The following is a 17,907-nucleotide window of genomic DNA, read 5'->3' on the forward strand; positions in this document are numbered from 1 at the left end:
TCAGACTGAATCCTTATTCAACATCAATGGGTACGTGTGCTTGTAGTGGACCTGCCGTCTGCCTCGTACTAAGTGTGTTTTCGTGCTTCAGGAATATCTCAGATGTTACTCCTGAAAGCAGTAAATAACATTCGCCAACAACTATGTCTACAATGTGAGAGTCTTCTATATAATTTTGAATTTTTGCCCAGTCAAAAGTCAATGTTAGTTTACTGGAGCTGCGAATTATTCCCTCAATTGATGAATCGTGAAAATTGATTCGCTCCAAAGCGTTGGTTATAGTGTAAATCATGTCTTGTCATTGACCATAAAAAACGCGGCGGCTGAGGAATCAGCCGCCGCGTTTTGTTTCTGCTGACATCAGCAGGACATCGTTAAAAATTCCGCTCGCCGGTTTCGCGTTTGCCAAGCATTACAGCCCCCACCATGGCTATCAGGAACAGCACCGAGGCCAGTTCGAAGGGCAGCAGGTAATCGGTATAGAGCTTGAGGCCGAGCTGGTCGACCATTCCGATTTGCGAGTTGAAGGGCGTGCCGGCCGCAACGCCGGTGGGCACGATATCCTTGAGGGCCGCTACCAGAATGAGCAGCAGCGAGCCACCGGCTACGGCCGCCGCCATTTTGGCCAAGGCCGGCTTATGCGGCTCGGTGTCTACGTTCAGGTTCAGGAACATAATCACGAACAGAAACAGCACCATGATGGCCCCCGCATACACGATAATGTTCACGGCTGCCACAAACTGCGCGTTCAGCAGCAGGTAATGGCCCGAGAGCGAGAAGAACGTCAGAATCAGGAACAGCACGCTGTGCACCGGGTTCTTAGCGAATACCACGCCCAGCGCACTCAGCAGCGCCACGAACGAGAGGAAGAGGAAGAGAGGATGCATGGCTAGTTGTCAGTTTTGAGTTGTTGGTTGTTAGTGGTGATTTAGCATTTAGTAGTGGCCCGGACGAGCCAAAACGGGTAGCTAAAAGCTAACAACTACACAATGCGCGCACGCAGCGTACTGGCCTGCTCGGGCGTGAGCTGGATGCCTTTCACACTCCGCTCATCGGGCGACACAGGCTCCACGAGGCGGTCTTTGCCATATATGAACTCGTCACGCTCGAAGCGCGGCGGAGCCATTTTGTCGGGCTGCAGGTACACGGCGGCTTTTGGGCAGGCTTCTTCGCAAAGGCCGCAGAAGATGCACCGGAGCATGTTGATTTCGTAGCTGATGGCGTACTTCTCCTCGCGGTAAAGGCCTTCTTCGCCCTTCTTCCGCTCGCCGGCTACCATCGTAATGGCTTCGGCAGGGCAAGCCACGGCGCACAAGCCGCAGGCAGTGCACCGCTCCCGGCCCTGCTCGTCGCGCTTGAGCACGTGCAGGCCCCGGAAGAAAGCCGAAAATGGCCGCACCTCTTCGGGGTAGCGCACAGTGGCCTTCTTCATGAAGAAGTGGCGCATCGTGATGCTTAGACCCTGGAAGATAGCCGGCAGGTAAGCCCGCTCAGCCAGCGTCATGGGCTTCTTTTCTAATACCTTAGCTCGGTTGGTGAGTTGCATAATATCAGTTACGAAAACTGTCGGCCGTCATGCTGGGCTTGCCGAAGCATCTTTACCACAATAGTATATGATTACTCTGGCGGTAGAGATGCTTCGGCAAGCTCAGCATGACGGTTAGTTGTTGAAGTTACTTAAATCACCCCAAACAGGATGAGCGCGCCGGTGAGCACAATGTTGAAAACGGCCAGCGGGATGAGGATGGTCCAGCCCAGGCGCATGAGCTGGTCGTAGCGGAAGCGCGGCAGAGTCCAGCGAATCCACATGAAGAAGAAGATGAAGGCGAAAATCTTCAGGAACAGGCCTACCGTACCCAGCAGCGTAATCAGGTTCTGGGCCGACGCCAGCTCCCAGCCCTGACTATTCACGAACCAGTCGCGCAGCTCGTACTGGAAGGGGAAGTTGAAGCCACCGAAATACAGCACGCTCATCACGGCCGACACCACGAAGATGTTCACGTACTCCGAGAACAAGTACAGGCCCAGCTTCATCGACGAATATTCAGTGTGGTAGCCACCCACCAGCTCGGTTTCACACTCAGGCAAATCGAAGGGCGTGCGGTTGGTTTCGGCGAAGGCGCAGACCAGGAAAATGATAAAGCCCAGCGGCTGTTTTACTATGTTCCAGACCTGCCACTCGCCGGCTACGGATTGCTGCAGCGTGATTTCGCGCAAGCTCAGCGTGCCTGAAATCATGAGCACCGCAATCAGCGACATGCCCATAGCCAGCTCGTAGCTGATGTTTTGCGAAGCGGCCCGAACAGCGCCGAGCAGCGAGAACTTGTTGTTGGAGGCCCAGCCACCAATCATTACGCCGTACACGCCCAGCGACACCACGCCAAAAATCCAGAGCATACCGATGTTCACCTCGATTCCCTGCAGGAAAAACAGGTTGTTGCCGAAGCTCATGGTGTTGCCAAACGGAATAACCGCCGACGACATCAGGGCCGTAATCATGGCCAGGCAGGGGCCTACCACAAACAGCACCTTGTTGGCGCCGCCGGGGAAGAACTCTTCCTTGGTGAACATCTTCACGGCATCGGCCAACGGCTGCAACAGGCCGTAGGGGCCGGCGCGGTCGGGACCCACGCGGTCCTGCAGAAAGGCCGCAATTACGCGCTCGGCGTAGGTGCAATAGGTCGCAATAAGCAGCGAAAGCGCGAATACGACGAAGATGACGATGGATTGCCAGCCGAGGGCAGGTAGTTCGAGCATGCTGGTTTGAGCTGTAAGCCTTAAGGACGTCTGTCATGCTGAGCTTGCTGAAGCATCTCTACCGCCAGAGTAAATGATTACTTCAGCAGTAGAGATGCTTCGGCAAGCTCAGCATGACATTCTGGTGTTTAGCTACCTAATTTAAGCGGCGGATTCTGTTCCAATTCGCGCTGGGTGCTGGCGGGCAGGTCGGCAATAACCGACTGGTTGAGCACGGGCAGTTCGTAATGGTTGGCCGAAATTACGGAAGAACGGTCGATGTGCGCCGGTCCTTCGATAGTCCAGTCGCTCGTCTCCTTCTTTTCGAAGCGGCACTCGTTGCAAATCCACTCCTTCACCTCACCGTACTGGTCCTTGCGGGCGGTGGTGCGCAGCACATCGTTGCCCTTGTACCAGAGCACCACGTTGCCCGAGCATTTCGGGCAGTCGCGGTGGGCATTTACGGGCTTTGTGAACCACACGCGCTGCTTGAAGCGGAACGTTTTGTCGGTCAGCGCGCCCACCGGGCACACGTCAATCACGTTGCCCGAGAAGTCGTTGTCAATGATGTTCTCGATATAGGTGCCGATTTCGGCAGCGTCGCCGCGGCCCAGCACGCCATGAATTCGGTCGCCCTCAGAAATCTGGTCGGCCACATACACGCAGCGGTAGCACAGGATGCAGCGCGTCATGTGCAGCTGAATCAGCGGGCCGATATCAATTTTTTCGAACGTGCGGCGCTCCTCCTGGTAGCGGGTCGTGCTCACACCGTGCTCGAAGGCAAAGTTCTGTAGGTCGCACTCGCCGGCCTGGTCACACACCGGGCAATCCAGCGGGTGGTTGATGAGCAGCATCTCCACGATGCCTTTGCGCACATCGAGCACGCTGTCGTTGGTCGTGTTTTCCACTACCATGCCATCCTGCACGGGGGTAATGCACGAGGCCACCAGCTTGGGCATGGGGCGCGGGTCCTTGGCCGAGCCGGCTGCCACCTTTACCAGGCAGGCGCGGCACTTGCCGCCCGAGCCTTTCAGGGGCGTATAGTAGCACATGGCCGGGGGCACGATGGCCCCGCCAATCTGGCGGGCCGCATTTAGAATAGTTGTTCCGTCCGGAACTTCTATCTCGATGCCGTCGAAGGTTATTTTAGCCATTATTGGTTGAAGTCGTTAGGATTTCGACTGTTCTGCACAACAAAGAACGTCATGCTGAGCCTGCCGAAGCATCTCTACCGGGGGTAATTAAGTAGCAGTGCAACGAAGCGGTAGAGATGCTTCGGCAGGCTCAGCATGACGTTAGGCTGTTACCAGCTTACCCGGAAAAATTGCGCCGGCCTTGGTGGCTTCCTGTGGGTGCGTTACGTGCCATTCGAACTCGTCGCGGAAGTGACGCACGGCGGCGGCAACGGGCCAGGCAGCCGCTTCGCCGAGCGGGCAGATGGTGTTGCCCTCAATCTGCTTGGCTACGCTCACCAGCAGGTCGATGTCCTGCATCTGACCATGACCGTGCACGAGACGGTGCAGCACCTTTTCGAGCCAGCCCGTGCCTTCGCGGCAGGGCGAGCATTGCCCGCAGCTCTCGTGGTGATAGAAGCGGCTGAAATTCCAGGTGTTGCGCACGATGTTGGTCGTCTCGTCCATGGCAATGAAGCCACCCGAGCCGAGCATGGTACCCGTTACGAAGCCTCCGTCGCTGAGCGACTCGTAGGTCATCAGCCGGTTTTCGCCGGCGGCAGTTTTCAGTATCAATTCCTTGGGCAGAATCGGCACCGACGAGCCACCGGCCACGACGGCCTTCAGTTCGCGGCCTTTCCAGATGCCGCCGCAGTACTCATCGGAATAGATAAATTCCTCGACGGGCAGGCCCAACTCGATTTCGTATATACCGGGCTTGTTGAGGTGGCCGCAGGCCGAGAACAGCTTGGTGCCGGTGCTCTTGCCCACACCGATTTTGGCGTACTCGTCGCCGCCCTCGTTCACAATTACCGGCACTGCGGCAATTGATTCCACATTGTTGACCACCGTAGGGCGGGCGTACAGTCCCTGCACGGCCGGAAACGGCGGCTTGTTGCGCGGGTTGCCGCGCTTGCCCTCCAGGCTTTCCAGTAGCGCAGTTTCTTCACCGCAGATATACGCGCCGCCACCCGGATGCACATACAGGTCGAGGTCGTAACCCGAGCCCAGAATGTTCTTGCCCAGGAAACCAGCCGCGTAGGCTTCGGCAATGGCTTTTTCGAGGATGCGCAGCACGTACAATAGCTCGCCGCGGATGTAGATGTACGAGGTATTCGCGCCCAGCGCGTACGAACCCGTAATCATGCCCTCAATCAGCAAGTGGGGCAGTTTCGACATCAGCTGCCGGTCCTTGAAGGTGCCCGGCTCCGACTCGTCGGCGTTGCAGACGAGGTAGCGCGGCACGCCTTCTGGCTTAGCCAGGAAGCTCCACTTCAGGCCCGTGGGGAAGCCCGCGCCGCCGCGGCCCCGCAGGCCCGACTTCTTGACTTCTTCCACCACCTCATCCGGGGTCATGGTTTTGAGGGCCTTCTCCACCGAGCGGTAGCCGCCGTGCTTGCGGTACACGTCGAGCGTTTCGATGCCTTCAACGTTGATATGTTCGGTCAGCAGTTTGCGTCCCATAGTCGTAGGTGGTTAGCCGTTGAATTTAGCTTCCAGTTGTGTCAGGCGCTGCTCAAAAGTTGCGCTTACCTGCTGCTGTTGTCCCAAGGCTTTGTTAATGGAGTATGTCATGAACTCCATATTCTTCCGGTTCTCATCCAGCAGCGTATTGAACATATTGTTCGTATGCTCTTGCTGTTTTACAACAACAGATGCCACCCGGTTGAGGGCTTCTTTCATCTCGTGCATCTCAATGAGAATTTCTGAGACAATCAGCGGCAGGTCTTTATTCCGGTCGTCCATGGCAGCATCCTATTAGTTATTTGCCAGTGCGTTCGGGAGGCCGGTTTCTTCCCAGGGCAGGGCGGGCCGATGCACCTGGTTGCGCAGCTCCGTGAGCATGGCATCCACGGCTTCGGGGGTATCGAGCTGCTCGTAGTACTGCTCGCGCACCTGCACGATGGGGGCGAAGCCGCAGGCGGCCAGGCACTCCACTTCTTTGAGGGTAAACAGACCGTCTTCAGAAGCCGGGCCGCCCACTTTGGCACCCGTGATGCGCTCCAGCTGGGCCGTCAGCTCCTCAGAGCCGCGCAGCATGCAGGGGCCAGTGCGGCAGATTTCCAGCACATGCTTGCCTACCGGCTTGAGGTTGAACATGGTGTAGAATGACGACACCTCGTACACTTCAATCGGCTTCACGCCCAGCACTTCAGCCACTATGTCCTGCACTTCGGGGCTTACCCAGCCGCCAAACTCGGCCTGGGCAATGTGCAGCACCGGCAGCATAGCCGACTTGCGGCGGTCGTCGGGGTATTGCTTACAGATGCGCTCAATCTCGGCCTTAGCGGCTTCAGAGAATTGCGGCTTAACGGCAGTCGATTCCATATGGGTCAATTCAGAAAAACTACGCGTCGAGCTCCCCGGCAATAACGTTCATCGAACTCAGCGTCACGATGGCGTCGGAGAGGGTCTGGCCCACCACCATTTCGGTGTAAGCCTGGTAGTAGATAAAGCAGGGGCGGCGGAAGTGCAGGCGGTACGGCGTGCGGCCACCATCGGAAACCAGGTAGAAACCCAACTCGCCGTTGCCGCCCTCCACCGAGTGGTAGACTTCGCCCACCGGTGCGTCAATCTCGCCCATCACAATCTTGAAGTGATAGATGAGGGCTTCCATGTTCTGGTACACGGCCTGCTTGGGGGGCAGGTAGAAGTGGGGCGCGTCGGCGTGGTAGGGGCCGGCGGGCAGGTTCTCCAGCGCCTGCTCGATGATGCGCAGGCTCTGCCAGATTTCCTCGTTGCGTACCATAAACCGGTCGTAGGTGTCGCCCTTGGTGCCCACCGGAATTTCGAAGTCGAAGTCCTGGTAGCTGGAGTAAGGGTTCATCACCCGCACGTCGTAATCGACGCCGGCGGCCCGTAGGTTGGGGCCGGTGAAACCGTAGTTGAGGGCGCGTTCGGCCGAAATGGCGCCCACGTCCACAATCCGGTCCATGAAGATGCGGTTGCGGTTGAACATCGTCTCGAACTCGCGCATCACGGTCGGGAAGGTCTTCAGCCAAGTGCGAAGCTTGGTAATGGCAATGTCGGAGAAGTCGCGCTCCATACCGCCCACGCGGCCCATGTTGGTGGTCAGGCGGGCGCCGCTCACTTCCTCGTAAATCTCGTACACTTTCTCCCGCTCGTCCATCAAATACAGGAAACCGGTGAAAGCACCCGTATCCACGCCCAGGATGCCGTTGCAGATAAGGTGGTCAGTGATGCGGGCCAGCTCCATCAGGATAACGCGGATGTACTGGGCGCGCTTGGGAACCTCTACGCCCAGCAGCTTCTCCACCGTCATGTGCCAACCGAAGTTGTTGATGGGCGATGAACAGTAGTTCATCCGGTCGGTGAGCGTGGTAATCTGGTAGAAGGGCCGGCGCTCGGCAATCTTCTCGAAGGCGCGGTGGATGTAGCCGATAGTGGGCACGCCGGAGATAATCCGCTCCCCATCCATTTGCAGGATGTTCTGGAAAATGCCGTGCGTAGCCGGGTGCGTCGGACCCAAGTTAAGGGTCGTCAGCTCCTGGTTGAAGTCGTTGACAGTCGGGGCCAGTGGGTTTAGGTGCTGCTGCTGCTCCCGCGCCGACTCGATTATCTTATGGGTGCTTTCCAGCGTGTCGTTTACTGCCATTGTATTGTCATCCTGAGCTTGCGAAGGATCTTCTCACGTTTGCGCAAGCGGGGTTGCTGAATCTGACGAGGAAAGCCGTGATAAGATGCTTCCCTGGTCAGCATGACAACTGGGTTATCGTCCGAAGAACAGGTCGGTTTTGTCTTCGCGGGTGCCGTCTTCGAGGGCGTACTCCTTGCGCATGGGGTGGTAATCCATGTCCTCGACGTTGAGGATGCGCATCAGGTTAGGGTGGCCGGGGAAGATAATGCCGTAGAAATCGAAGGCCTCACGCTCCATCCAGTTAGCGCACGAATACAGATCCGTTAGGGTAGGTGCCACCGGGTCGGCGATGGGGAAGAATATTTTCAGGCGCAACCGGATGTTGCGCGTGAGGCTGTGCAGGTGGTAGACGATGCTCATTTCGCGGCCTTCCTGCTCCGGCCAATGCACGCCGCACATAGTAGTCAGGAAGTTGAGCTGCAGCTCCTGGTCCTTTTGCAGGCCTGCGATAATGCCGTGAATCTGCTCCCGGGTGGTAGTCACCGTCAGCAGGCCATACGACTCCTCCACATCGGTGAAGGCAGCCTCGCCAAATAGGCGGTGCAGCAGGGCCAGCAGCTGTGCGTTCTGCTGCGTGGCCGGGTCCTGGGCCGCTGCCTGTTCCTGCGCCGGGATGGATTCGTTCTGGTCAGCCATTATTTTTGAGCTATTAGCTGTTGACTATTATCTGTTAACTTCTGTGCTGAGCCTCCTAACGGAAGCTAACACCTAACAGCCAACAGCTTACTTAATGTTGTACGATGCCAGCAGGGCCTGATATTCGGGCGAGTTGCGGCGGCGGATGGATTCGTTTTTGGCCAGGTCCTGCACGCGCATCAGCCCGTCGAGCACCTGCTCGGGGCGGGGCGGGCAGCCGGGCACGTACACGTCGACCGGGATGATGCGGTCGATGCCCTGGAGCACCGAATAGGTATCGAAAATGCCGCCCGAGGAGGCGCAGGCCCCCATGGCCAGCACCCAGCGGGGCTCGGCCATCTGCTCGTACACCTGCTTCACAATGGGGGCCATCTTCTTGGCGATGGTGCCCATTACCATCAGCAGGTCGGCCTGCCGGGGTGAGAAAGAGGGGCGCTCGGAACCGAAACGCGAGATGTCGTAGCGCGAACCCATGGTGGCCATGAACTCAATGCCGCAGCAGGAAGTGGCGAAAGGCAGCGGCCAGAGCGAGTTGGCGCGGGCAATGCCCACTACTTTCTCCAGCGAGGTGGCGAAGAAACCCGCACCTTCGAGGCCGTCGGGGGCCTCCGCCATCTTGATTTCGGGAACTCGGGTATCCATAAGAACAGAAAGTCAGGGAAGAAAAAGTGGTGTAAATCCACTTAAGGCCAACAGGAGCCGGCCGGCAAAAGTTTGGCCTACCGGCTTTCGTTCCAGTCCAGCACGCCCTTCTTGATGACGTACACGAAGCCAGCCATCAGCAGGGTCAGAAATACAAGCATCTGGTAGAAGCCCGTGGTGCCCAGGGCGCGGAAGTTCACAGCCCAAGGGTACATGAAGATAACCTCGACGTCGAAAAGCACGAACAGAATGGCCGTGAGGAAGTATTTGACCGAAATCGGGGTGCGGGCGTTGCCCACCGATTCGATGCCGCACTCGAACGCCTCGTCCTTCACCACGCTCTTGCGGCGCGGCCCCACGAGGTGCGAAACAATCATGGCGAAGGCCACGAAGGCTATGGCCAGCACGAACTGGACGATAATGGGGAGGAAATCCTGGGGCTGGTATTGGACAGGAACGGCGAGCAGCATGGCAGCAACGGGTAAAAGGCCGTTTTCGACGGCATGGGAGGCAAAGGTAGGCCCTTCGCAGTTGGGAACAAAGATGAAAGCGGGCAGGGGTGTGGTTGGCATATTTTTCACCCAACCAAACCCCGCCCGAAATGCCCCAGCCCGGCCCCGTGCTGAAAACGCCGACTGGCAGCACCAGATGCTGACAATGCTCGACGAAGCTGTAGAAATACCCGAAGTGGATACCCTGTTGTTGCCGGCCGATATGTATGCTGACTTGGGCATCCTGTTGGTGACGGACGACAGCGCCGGGATGGAAAGCCAGAACGGCCGCCCCAGGTGAGGCGGCCGTTCTGGCTTTGGGCAAGAAGACTAGCGGATTACTTCATGGACTTCTTTAAGGCGGAAGCGCTGGTCATAGGGCACAAAGTCGCGCAGCATGGCGGCGTGGCCGGCCCCTACTAACACCATCACCCGCTCGTCGGTGGGCGCTACAGTTTTCTGGAGGATAGCGTACATATACAGGTTACGACGGTACCACTCCGACACCAAAAACGCCCCGACGAAATTGTCGACTGCTCCGGCACGGTTGAACACCTCTAAATACATACCCTTGTTGGCCGTCAGGCTGGCAGGCGTGTTAAAGTCGAGTAGCAGCTGCCGGAGTGTAAACGTCTGGGCTTTGCGCGCGAAGTCGGCTTCAAACGCTCTGAAGATTGCGTCGAGGTTTTGTTGCAGCGCGGTTTGGCCCGCCACTTTGATGCTCTGCCTGACGCTGTCGTAAGGAAAGCTGGTATTCACGTAGTCGAGCCCATAAACCCGCGGCAGGTTGGCTTTTTTAGCAGTCCGGAAGGCGAGTTGGATGATTTCGTTTTTGAGGTAGAAATTGAGCGTGGAAGGCTTGGTGTATCTGCCCCGAATATAGGATTCGTACTGGCCACTACGGTAGCGGGCGTATAGTTCGTCCAGCTCGGCTTGGCCTTTTTGCTCCCACTCTACAAATACTTTTTGGGGTCCAAAAGCGGCTATCTGGCTGGTTATCGTCTCTAAATCGGCCTGGGCCTTGGGCGTCAGCACATCAACGTCAGCCATTTTGGCCACGTCGGCTCCGGGGTTGTGAAAATGAAAGCTGCCGATGAGTAGCAATTCGGCCGGCTTGCTTTGGGCGTAGGCGCTGGAGCCCGACAGCAGGCAACTAAGCAGTAGTAGAATCGAGGGAGAAGTGAAGCGCATCGGAATTTGGGGTTGGTGAAAGGCTGAGTCAAAGGTGAACTCGTAGTCTGGCCCCTGAAAAAAGATTATGCCAACGCCCCCAAACCTGCTGCCATTGCCCGAAAAGTCGGTTTTCCTGGTTCGCATTACGAACCAGGGCAGTGGCATAATAAACTAGGAGCAGCGGGTGAGTCAGTGTAGGTTTGAGGCTTACATCCCTACCCCTATGGTTAATCATCAAGCGCCGAAAACGTCCTTTTACCCGCATGTGCTAGTTTGGCTTTTCTATGGCATCTACACCTTTATCGGGCTTTTCGTAGGGGGGCGTACCCCTACCAACCAAGTTATCTGGCTTTCGGGCTCCATGCTGTTCATCCGGATGCTGGAGTTCTACCTCTGTTATCTGGTAGTGTACCCGCGGCGGCTGCGCTCGGGGCGGGGCTGGTCGCTGGCAGAGGCATTAGCGGGCGTGGTGGCGCTGTTTGTCGGACTGCGGGCGCTCATTGAGGAAGTGCTGTTTCCGGCCATATTAGGCTTCGGTAACTACCGTTTGAGCGGAAGCACTGCCTATCGGATTGGCTACTACATCGGTGATAATATATACTTCGCTATTCCTGTGCTGGTCATTAGCGCGGCCATCTGGGCTACCCAGGCGGCTCTGCGCCAAGAGCAGGAGAACCAGCTGCTGCGGGGTGAGAAGCGAGCCAGCGAAATGGCCTTCCTCAAAACCCAGATCAACCCCCACTTTCTCTACAATACTCTCAATATGCTCTATGGGCTGGCCTACCCCGTGTCTAAGCCACTGGCCGGGGCCCTGCTCAAGTTGGCCGACCTAATGCGCTACATGCTTCGCGACACCCCCGACGGCCAAGTGCTGCTAAGCGAGGAAATAGATTACCTGCGCAACTACCTCGACCTGCACCGGCTGCGCTTCGCCGAACAGTTTTTTGTGGATTTCGAGCTTGCCGGCGACCCTACCGGCCTCCGCATTGCCCCGCTGCTGCTCATCCCGTTCGTGGAAAATGCCCTCAAGCATGGCACCCTCGACGACTCTGCTCACCCCGTCCGTATCCGTTTGGCCCTGAGCCCCGGCTGGATGCAGTTTGAAGTCCGCAACCAACCCCTAGCCCCCAACGACCATAAAGACGCCACGACCGGGGTGGGCCTGCCCAATCTGCGGCGGCGGCTGGAACTACTGTATCCGGGGTGCCATACGCTGCATGTAACGGCAACGGAAGCACATTTCGTTACTTCCCTGCAACTTGCCACCGTAGGTATTGCGAACCATCCCGGCAGCACCGTTGCCGTTCCAAACTTGGTTCCCGCCTGAAGCTTGCTGCCAGAGAAGCGCCATACTCATAATCCCCACTATGATTCGTTGCCTCGTTGTTGATGATGAAACGCCAGCCCTGGCTATTATGGCCGATTACATCAGCCAAACACCATTCCTGACGCTGGTGGGCACTACCACCAAACCCATAGAGGCCCTCACGCTGGTGCAGCAGGGGACGGTAGATTTGGTATTTCTTGATATCCAGATGCCTCGCCTGACGGGGCTGCAATTCCTCAAGCTTGCGGGCAATAAGTGCCGGGTCGTCCTCACCACCGCCTACCCTGAGTACGCGCTCGACGGCTACGAAAACGACGTGGTCGATTATCTGCTCAAACCCGTGTCGTTCGAGCGGTTCTTTAAGGCCGCCCAGAAGGCACTGGTCTTGCTACCCGGCTCGGTACCTGTTGCGGTCCTCGCGCCGCCCGCCGCCCCGGCATTGCCCCCGCCCGCACCAGCCGATCATATGTTCGTGAAGGGCGAAAGCAAGAACAAGTTTTTGCGGGTCGAGTACGCCGATATTCTTTACATCGAGGGTCTAAGCAACTACGTAGCTATCCAGTTACCGGGGCAGCGGCTGGTGACCTATCACACGCTCAAGGACTTGATTGAAACCCTGCCCCAGCCACAGTTTCTGCGGGTGCATAAGTCATACATCGTGTCGCTCAGCAAAATCCGCATGGTCGATGGGAACACGATTTACATCGGCGACAAGGAAATTCCGGTCAGTGAAACCTACCGCGAGCAACTGTACCAGCTTATTCGTTGAACAGCTAAGAGCGTGTTTGTAAGTTTATTAAAACAGGGTTTCTGTCATGGTAAACTTGTCTAAGCATCTCTGCCGCTTGGTTAGAAAAGCCCCTGGCAAAACGGTGGAGATACTTCGGCAAGCTCAACATGGCAATTCTCAAGCATGCTAAGACCTAAGTAGAAATCATGAGCCACCAGTTCTATCCAGATTACGTTTGAAACGCAAAACGACCGCCCTATTCAGGGCGGCCGTTTTCACTTCAGGCAGATGGCGATGCAGCGTTCTAGATGCCTTTATCCCGGTTCAGATCCTCGGCCGGAGCGGCGCCCAAAAATGGGTAGCGGTAGTCTACCACGGGTACGAAGGTTTCCTTGATGGTGCGCGGCGACACCCAACGGAGCAGGTTGAGGATGGAACCGGCCTTGTCGTTGGTACCCGAAGCGCGGGCGCCGCCGAAGGGCTGCTGGCCCACCACGGCGCCGGTGGGCTTGTCGTTGATGTAGAAGTTGCCGGCGGCCTGCACCAGCTTGCGTGTAGCCAGGTCGATGGCGTAGCGGTCCTGCGAGAAAACAGCGCCGGTGAGGGCGTAGGGCGAAGTCTGGTCGACTACCTCCAGGGTTTCCTCGAACTTGTCGGCCTCGTACACATACACCGTTACCACTGGCCCGAACAACTCCTCGCACATGGTCACGTACTTGGGGTCCTTGGTCACGATGACGGTGGGCTCGATGAAGTAGCCCTTCGACTTGTCGTAGCCGCCGCCGGCGATGATTTCCACGCTGCTGTCGGCCTTGGCGGCGTCGAGGTACTTGGCCAGCTTATCGAACGACTTCTCGTCGATAACCGCGTTGATGAAGTTGAAGAGGTCCTCCACGTCGCCCATTTTGAACGAGGCGAGGTCTTCCTTCACGTAGCCCAGAATCTCGTCGGCCAGGTTCGAAGGCAGGTACACTCGCGAAGCCGCCGAGCACTTCTGGCCCTGATACTCGAACGCCCCGCGCGAAATGCCCACGGCCACGGCCTTCGCGTGCGCCGATTTATGGGCCACGATGAAGTCCTTGCCGCCGGTTTCGCCCACGATGCGCGGGTAGGTTTTGTACTTGCTGATATTCTCGCCAATCGTCTTCCAGATGTGCTGGAACACGCCGGTCGAGCCCGTGAAGTGGATGCCCGCGAAGTCGGGATGCTGGAAAATGACGTTGCCGGCCGTCGGGCCGTCTACATATACTAGGTTGATGACGCCATCGGGCACGCCGGCTTCCTTGAACAGCTCCATCAGCACCTGGGCCGAGTAAATCTGGGTGTCGGCAGGCTTCCAGACCGTGACGTTGCCGAGCATGGCCGCCGAGGTGGGCAGGTTGCCGGCAATGGCCGTGAAGTTGAAGGGCGTGAGGGCGAAGATGAAGCCTTCCAGGGGGCGGTGCTCCAGGCGGTTCCACATACCGGGCATAGAAGCGGGCTGCTGCTTGTACAGCTCGCTCATGTAATGCACATTGAAGCGCAGGAAGTCGATGAATTCGCAGGCGGCGTCAATTTCAGCCTGGAAGGCGTTTTTGCTCTGGCCCAGCATGGTGGCCGCGTTGAGGCGGGCACGGTAGGGGCCGGCCAGCAGGTCGGCCGCTTTCAGGAAAATGGCGGCCCGCTGCTCCCAGGGCAGTTCGGCCCACTCGGTGCGAGCGGCCAGCGCGGCATCAATGGCCTGCTGCACATGCGAGGCGTCGCCGCGGTGGAAATGGCCCAGCGTGTGCTTATGGTCGTGGGGCGGGCTCATGCGCACAAGCTTGCCAGTGCGTACTTCCTGGCCACCAATGTGCATGGCAATATCGCGCTCCTGCTGCTTGAACTCCTTGAGCGTCTTGAGCAACTCAATGCGCTCAGGCGAATCGGGCGCGTAGCCCTTCACGGGCTCGTTAATCGGCAGCGGAACGTTAAAAAAGGCGTTGGCCATAGAACGAAGGGGTTTTAATGGTGGGGTGGAGGGCTATACTACAAAGGTAAGGCTTCAGGATTATTGCCTTGTTATCAGTTGTAGGTTGTCAGTTGTTAGTCTGTTCCCGCGTATGCTGACAACTAAACTATGCTGGCTCCAGCACGGCCGGCTCGTTGTGGGCCGGCGAGTTCACCAGCTTGCTGATAACGTACTCACGCATCAGTTCGGTGGGGTAGGGGCGGAGCAAGGCCTGATGGTCGGCGGCTGATATGGTGTCGCTCAGCCAGTTGTGTTCAGCTTCGGGCCCTTCCAGAATCACGGGCATGCGGTGGTGTAGCGGCGCCATCAGGGCGTTGGGCTCGGTGGTGACGATGGTGAAGGTGGGCAGGATTTCGGCGGTGGCGCGGTCGAGCCACTCGTCCCAGAGGCCGGCAAAGGCGTAAGGCTGCCCCAATGTGAGCAGGATGCGGTGGGGCGTTTTGGGTGGCAGGCCGTGGGCTTCCTTCTGCTGCCACTCATAAAAGCTGTCGGCCAGCACCAGGCAGCGCCGCCGCTGGAGCAGCTGCCGGAACGAGGGCTTTTCGGCCAGCGTCTCGGCCCGGGCGTTGATGGGCTGGGGGCCGCTGGTGCGGTCCTTCACCCAGGCCGGCACCAGGCCCCACTGCATCAGCCGCACCTGGCTGGGCGCGGCGTTGGTAATCACGGGCAGGTGTTGGGAAGGCGCGGCGTTGTAAGTCGGGGCAAAATCTTCGGCCAGTTCGGCCCCGAAACGTTCTTTCAGCAGGCCAGCAGGGGAAATCAGCGAGTAACGTCCGCACATAATCAAGGGAGGATGAGATGGGAGGGTCCGTTTACGCACTGAGGCGAAAGGGCGTTATCGGTTGCTGGGCAGAACGTCATTCAGAGTAAGTCGGGAGGGCGCTGTAGGGGCGGGGCTTGTCCCCGCCCGCCGTTCACGCCACTGCAACGGTTCCGTTCAACGGCGGGTGGGCACAAGCCCCGCCCCTACAGCGCCCTCCTAACTTGGTTTAGCCACTTGAGTCTACACCCGCGTCAGCAGCTCCCGCACCTGCCGTTCCAGGTCAGTTTTGGAGCCCGTGTTGTGGAGTACGGCGTCGAAGTGGGGGTAGCCGTCGAGGGCGGTTTCGCTGGGGTGGGCGTCGTCGCGGGTACCGTCGCCGCGCTGGTGGAGCGGGTCGCCTTCCACGCGCAGCATCAGGCCGCCGCGGCTACGGATGAGGTCGGCTTCGTTGGGGAAGCGTACGTCGGGAATGAGGGTATGCTGGTCGGTGGGGAGCTTCGAGAAGAACGCCTGCACCCAGATATCGGGCTCCCAGAGGCGTAGCGCCAGGCCCACCTGCTGCAGCATCTCGCCGCGGGTGCGCCCGAAGGCGGGCAGCATTTCGGCCTTGCCGGGCTGCGAAAAGTAGGGCGCGGTGCCTTCGCCGGCCAGCGCCGCGCACACCTCTTTTATGGGCTCGCCCACCGAGCGGATGTGCCACTTGCGCTCGGGTTGCAACTGCTGCATGAGCCGGGCAACCGTGTCTTTGCCGCTGCCCCGCCGACCCGAAAAACCGATTAGTTTTACCATCTGGCAAAGGTAGTAGCCAGAGATGTTTAGGAAGTGCCTAGAAGTAATCGAACCGTCATGCTGAGCTTGCCGAAGCATCTCTACCGCTTCGTTGCAACCGTCGGGATCAGCATTGCGGTAGAGATGCTTCGGCAAGCTCAGCATGACGTTCTTCTGGTTTTCTACCCTGCTTCTTGGCCTACAAGAACCCCTTCAACTCGCTCAGGCAGCTGATTTCGTAGGTTACCTGATTGAAGTGGCGGCGTTTGTCGGGGTTGAAATACACCTGGTCGAGGCCGGCGTTGTAGGCCCCCAGCACGTCGCACTCCAGGTTGTCGCCCACCATCAGGCTCTCGGCGGCGGTGGCGCCGCTACGCTCCAGCGCGTGCTGGAAAATGCGCGTATCGGGCTTGAGGTGGCCGCAGCACTCCGACGTCACTATCTCCCGGAAGTAGTCGGTCAGGTTGGAAGACTGCAGCTTTACGTGCTGCACGTCGCGGAAGCCGTTGGTGATTAGGTGCAGCTCGTAGCCCTTGTCGCGCAGATAGTCCAACACCTCGTGGGTGTGCGGGAATACGGCCGATTTAAGGGGCAGAATATCGGTGAATTGCTCCGACATATCGGCCGGCGAATCGGCCTCCGCGAGGCCCAGCTTGCTGAACGTGCGCGGAAACCGGGTGGCCCGCAGCTGTTGCTGCCCGATTTTGCCGTTCTGATACAGTCGCCACAGCCCATGGTTGATATCCGAGTATACCCGAATAAATTCCTCGACCGTGAAGGTGCCGTAGCGGCTCAGGTCGTGCTCCTCATACAGGTGGCGCAGGGTTTGGTCGGCGTTGGCTTCAAAGTCCCACAGCGTATGGTCGAGGTCGAAGAAGAGGTGGCGGTATTTCACTGGTTGAGTGCTAAGGCGAAAGGTGAGTAATGGATAAGGAGCCAATGCGGCCGGATGTATAATAGGCAATCAATCAAGCTGTAACCGTTTTACAACCCGGCCCTCGCCCAGATGTTCGCGTACGATTTCGGCGGCGTCGCGGGGGCGCACGTCGCCGTAGGCTACGCCTTCGGGATAGATGATAAGGGCCGCGCCGGCGCCCTTTTTGCACTGCTTGCACAAATCGAGGCAGTTGCAGGTCTGCACCCGCACCTTGCGCTTCTCGCCGTCCAGTAGCCTGGTTTTTAGGCCCTGGGTTTTCAGCTCCTGCTTGAGGGCCTTGGCCACGTCGCGGCCGATTTCGTCCTTCTGGGCCGCGCACACAAACACCCGGGCCGCCTTATCAACTGATTTCACGCTTGATTCTATTGAAAGTTGATCGTGAGTAGTTGGTATTCCGCGGAAACCTCCGTGAGTACGACTTCCCGCTCACTACCAACTACTCCGTACTACTGGCCTTGCCAGCGGCGGTTTTGGAGCTTGTACGCAGCCAGCTCGCGGTTCGACCATAGGGTCTGGTAGATTTTCTGGTCCTGCGTCAGCTGGGCGTCGCGCTCCATGTAACCCAGCAGCTGGCGCAATAAATCCAGGGCTTCGTCTTTGATGAAGTAGAACACCCAATTATCGAGGCGGCGGGAGCTGACGAGGCCGGCGCTGCGCAGGTGGGCCAACTGGCGCGAGGTTTTGGTCTGGGAGAAGTCGAGCACCTGTTCCAGATCAGAAATGCACATTTCCTGGTTGCGCCACAGCAGATGCAGGATGCGCACCCGGCTTTCGTCGGCCAGGGCCTTGAATACTTGCTGGCCAAATGCAACGGTAAAGTGTTTGAGACGCATCTTTAGGCGAAAGCGGGAGACAAGGGCGGCCACCGAACCCCGGCGCCGGCC

At 58.2% G+C, this 17,907-nt stretch carries 21 protein-coding genes; 3 read left to right on the top strand and 18 right to left on the bottom strand.

From position 1 onward, the window contains the following. Nucleotides 1–374: 374 nt before the first annotated feature. From HW554_RS08855 to HW554_RS08905, 11 genes are all read right to left on the bottom strand, one after another. The gene (locus HW554_RS08855; RefSeq protein WP_176908226.1) at nt 375–887 is read right to left on the bottom strand and encodes an NADH-quinone oxidoreductase subunit J family protein; all 513 of its coding nucleotides are present in this window, start codon (nt 885–887) and stop codon (nt 375–377) included. A gap of 95 nt (nt 888–982) precedes the next feature. Then, nucleotides 983–1,546: a NuoI/complex I 23 kDa subunit family protein gene (locus HW554_RS08860; RefSeq protein ID WP_176908227.1), complete on the bottom strand. Its 564-nt coding sequence runs from the start codon at nt 1,544–1,546 to the stop codon at nt 983–985. A 131-nt stretch (nt 1,547–1,677) separates the two neighbouring features. Then, entirely contained in the window at nt 1,678–2,757 is a 1,080-nt protein-coding gene (gene nuoH, locus HW554_RS08865; RefSeq protein ID WP_176908228.1) for an NADH-quinone oxidoreductase subunit NuoH, read from the bottom strand. A gap of 128 nt (nt 2,758–2,885) precedes the next feature. After that, nucleotides 2,886–3,890, bottom strand: coding sequence for a 2Fe-2S iron-sulfur cluster-binding protein (locus tag HW554_RS08870; RefSeq protein WP_176908229.1), 1,005 nt, complete (start codon nt 3,888–3,890; stop codon nt 2,886–2,888). Between the two features lie 141 nt (nt 3,891–4,031). Then, nucleotides 4,032–5,372, bottom strand: a complete 1,341-nt coding sequence (nuoF, locus tag HW554_RS08875; RefSeq protein ID WP_176908230.1) for an NADH-quinone oxidoreductase subunit NuoF — start codon at nt 5,370–5,372, stop codon at nt 4,032–4,034. Nucleotides 5,373–5,384: 12 nt separating this feature from the next. Beyond that, nucleotides 5,385–5,654: a hypothetical protein gene (locus HW554_RS08880; protein ID WP_176908231.1), complete on the bottom strand. Its 270-nt coding sequence runs from the start codon at nt 5,652–5,654 to the stop codon at nt 5,385–5,387. A gap of 12 nt (nt 5,655–5,666) precedes the next feature. Continuing rightward, nucleotides 5,667–6,236, bottom strand: a complete 570-nt coding sequence (locus HW554_RS08885) for an NADH-quinone oxidoreductase subunit NuoE family protein (RefSeq protein ID WP_176908232.1) — start codon at nt 6,234–6,236, stop codon at nt 5,667–5,669. Nucleotides 6,237–6,255: 19 nt separating this feature from the next. Beyond that, nucleotides 6,256–7,524 (bottom strand): NADH-quinone oxidoreductase subunit D, encoded by a 1,269-nt coding sequence (locus HW554_RS08890; RefSeq protein ID WP_176908233.1) that lies wholly within the window; start codon nt 7,522–7,524, stop codon nt 6,256–6,258. 114 nt (nt 7,525–7,638) lie between these two features. Further along, the gene (locus HW554_RS08895; RefSeq protein ID WP_246285162.1) at nt 7,639–8,202 is read right to left on the bottom strand and encodes an NADH-quinone oxidoreductase subunit C; all 564 of its coding nucleotides are present in this window, start codon (nt 8,200–8,202) and stop codon (nt 7,639–7,641) included. 87 nt (nt 8,203–8,289) lie between these two features. Continuing rightward, nucleotides 8,290–8,844 carry an NADH-quinone oxidoreductase subunit B gene (locus HW554_RS08900; protein WP_317170857.1) on the bottom strand — a complete coding sequence of 185 codons (555 nt, stop codon included), beginning with the start codon at nt 8,842–8,844 and terminating at the stop codon, nt 8,290–8,292. A gap of 77 nt (nt 8,845–8,921) precedes the next feature. Further along, the gene (locus HW554_RS08905; RefSeq protein WP_176908234.1) at nt 8,922–9,314 is read right to left on the bottom strand and encodes an NADH-quinone oxidoreductase subunit A; all 393 of its coding nucleotides are present in this window, start codon (nt 9,312–9,314) and stop codon (nt 8,922–8,924) included. A 187-nt stretch (nt 9,315–9,501) separates the two neighbouring features. Between HW554_RS08905 and HW554_RS20835 the strand changes: the two genes are divergently transcribed. After that, nucleotides 9,502–9,636, top strand: coding sequence for a hypothetical protein (locus HW554_RS20835; protein ID WP_262889890.1), 135 nt, complete (start codon nt 9,502–9,504; stop codon nt 9,634–9,636). Nucleotides 9,637–9,665: 29 nt separating this feature from the next. On the opposite strand, the gene HW554_RS08910 is transcribed toward HW554_RS20835, so the two are convergent. Then, nucleotides 9,666–10,526, bottom strand: a complete 861-nt coding sequence (locus HW554_RS08910) for a DUF5694 domain-containing protein (protein WP_176908235.1) — start codon at nt 10,524–10,526, stop codon at nt 9,666–9,668. A 247-nt stretch (nt 10,527–10,773) separates the two neighbouring features. On the opposite strand from HW554_RS08910, the gene HW554_RS20965 reads away from it, so the two are divergent. Together HW554_RS20965 and HW554_RS08920 are read left to right on the top strand one after the other, a co-directional pair. Beyond that, nucleotides 10,774–11,835 carry a sensor histidine kinase gene (locus HW554_RS20965; protein ID WP_176908236.1) on the top strand — a complete coding sequence of 354 codons (1,062 nt, stop codon included), beginning with the start codon at nt 10,774–10,776 and terminating at the stop codon, nt 11,833–11,835. Between the two features lie 40 nt (nt 11,836–11,875). Next, entirely contained in the window at nt 11,876–12,604 is a 729-nt protein-coding gene (locus HW554_RS08920) for a LytR/AlgR family response regulator transcription factor (protein ID WP_176908237.1), read from the top strand. Between the two features lie 265 nt (nt 12,605–12,869). On the opposite strand, the gene pruA is transcribed toward HW554_RS08920, so the two are convergent. The 6 genes from pruA to HW554_RS08950 form a co-directional block, all read right to left on the bottom strand. Continuing rightward, on the bottom strand, nt 12,870–14,534 hold the full coding sequence (gene pruA, locus HW554_RS08925) for an L-glutamate gamma-semialdehyde dehydrogenase (protein ID WP_176908238.1): 1,665 nt from the start codon (nt 14,532–14,534) through the stop codon (nt 12,870–12,872). A gap of 127 nt (nt 14,535–14,661) precedes the next feature. After that, on the bottom strand, nt 14,662–15,336 hold the full coding sequence (locus HW554_RS08930) for an SOS response-associated peptidase (protein WP_176908239.1): 675 nt from the start codon (nt 15,334–15,336) through the stop codon (nt 14,662–14,664). A gap of 222 nt (nt 15,337–15,558) precedes the next feature. Beyond that, complete coding sequence (locus HW554_RS08935) at nt 15,559–16,107, bottom strand: nucleoside/nucleotide kinase family protein (protein ID WP_176908240.1); 549 nt, start codon at nt 16,105–16,107, stop codon at nt 15,559–15,561. Nucleotides 16,108–16,285: 178 nt separating this feature from the next. Beyond that, nucleotides 16,286–16,981 (bottom strand): YjjG family noncanonical pyrimidine nucleotidase, encoded by a 696-nt coding sequence (locus tag HW554_RS08940; protein WP_176908241.1) that lies wholly within the window; start codon nt 16,979–16,981, stop codon nt 16,286–16,288. A 69-nt stretch (nt 16,982–17,050) separates the two neighbouring features. Then, on the bottom strand, nt 17,051–17,377 hold the full coding sequence (locus HW554_RS08945; protein WP_176908242.1) for a (2Fe-2S) ferredoxin domain-containing protein: 327 nt from the start codon (nt 17,375–17,377) through the stop codon (nt 17,051–17,053). Nucleotides 17,378–17,469: 92 nt separating this feature from the next. Then, nucleotides 17,470–17,856 (bottom strand): ArsR/SmtB family transcription factor, encoded by a 387-nt coding sequence (locus HW554_RS08950; RefSeq protein ID WP_176900660.1) that lies wholly within the window; start codon nt 17,854–17,856, stop codon nt 17,470–17,472. Nucleotides 17,857–17,907 lie beyond the last annotated feature (51 nt).

It is taken from the genome of Hymenobacter lapidiphilus, from assembly GCF_013377885.1.
GTDB classification, from domain to species: Bacteria; Bacteroidota; Bacteroidia; order Cytophagales; family Hymenobacteraceae; genus Hymenobacter; species Hymenobacter lapidiphilus.

Coding starts and splice junctions, on each gene's coding strand:
- HW554_RS08895 (WP_246285162.1), bottom strand. CDS start 8,202: ATGGCTGACCAGAACGAATCCATCCCGGCGCAGGAACAGGCAGCGGCC.
- HW554_RS08905 (WP_176908234.1), bottom strand. CDS start 9,314: ATGCTGCTCGCCGTTCCTGTCCAATACCAGCCCCAGGATTTCCTCCCC.
- HW554_RS08885 (WP_176908232.1), bottom strand. CDS start 6,236: ATGGAATCGACTGCCGTTAAGCCGCAATTCTCTGAAGCCGCTAAGGCC.
- HW554_RS08930 (WP_176908239.1), bottom strand. CDS start 15,336: ATGTGCGGACGTTACTCGCTGATTTCCCCTGCTGGCCTGCTGAAAGAA.
- HW554_RS08900 (WP_317170857.1), bottom strand. CDS start 8,844: ATGGATACCCGAGTTCCCGAAATCAAGATGGCGGAGGCCCCCGACGGC.
- HW554_RS08920 (WP_176908237.1), top strand. CDS start 11,876: ATGATTCGTTGCCTCGTTGTTGATGATGAAACGCCAGCCCTGGCTATT.
- pruA (WP_176908238.1), bottom strand. CDS start 14,534: ATGGCCAACGCCTTTTTTAACGTTCCGCTGCCGATTAACGAGCCCGTG.
- HW554_RS08935 (WP_176908240.1), bottom strand. CDS start 16,107: ATGGTAAAACTAATCGGTTTTTCGGGTCGGCGGGGCAGCGGCAAAGAC.
- HW554_RS08880 (WP_176908231.1), bottom strand. CDS start 5,654: ATGGACGACCGGAATAAAGACCTGCCGCTGATTGTCTCAGAAATTCTC.
- HW554_RS08855 (WP_176908226.1), bottom strand. CDS start 887: ATGCATCCTCTCTTCCTCTTCCTCTCGTTCGTGGCGCTGCTGAGTGCG.
- HW554_RS20835 (WP_262889890.1), top strand. CDS start 9,502: ATGCTCGACGAAGCTGTAGAAATACCCGAAGTGGATACCCTGTTGTTG.
- nuoH (WP_176908228.1), bottom strand. CDS start 2,757: ATGCTCGAACTACCTGCCCTCGGCTGGCAATCCATCGTCATCTTCGTC.
- nuoF (WP_176908230.1), bottom strand. CDS start 5,372: ATGGGACGCAAACTGCTGACCGAACATATCAACGTTGAAGGCATCGAA.
- HW554_RS08870 (WP_176908229.1), bottom strand. CDS start 3,890: ATGGCTAAAATAACCTTCGACGGCATCGAGATAGAAGTTCCGGACGGA.
- HW554_RS08860 (WP_176908227.1), bottom strand. CDS start 1,546: ATGCAACTCACCAACCGAGCTAAGGTATTAGAAAAGAAGCCCATGACG.
- HW554_RS08910 (WP_176908235.1), bottom strand. CDS start 10,526: ATGCGCTTCACTTCTCCCTCGATTCTACTACTGCTTAGTTGCCTGCTG.
- HW554_RS08890 (WP_176908233.1), bottom strand. CDS start 7,524: ATGGCAGTAAACGACACGCTGGAAAGCACCCATAAGATAATCGAGTCG.
- HW554_RS08950 (WP_176900660.1), bottom strand. CDS start 17,856: ATGCGTCTCAAACACTTTACCGTTGCATTTGGCCAGCAAGTATTCAAG.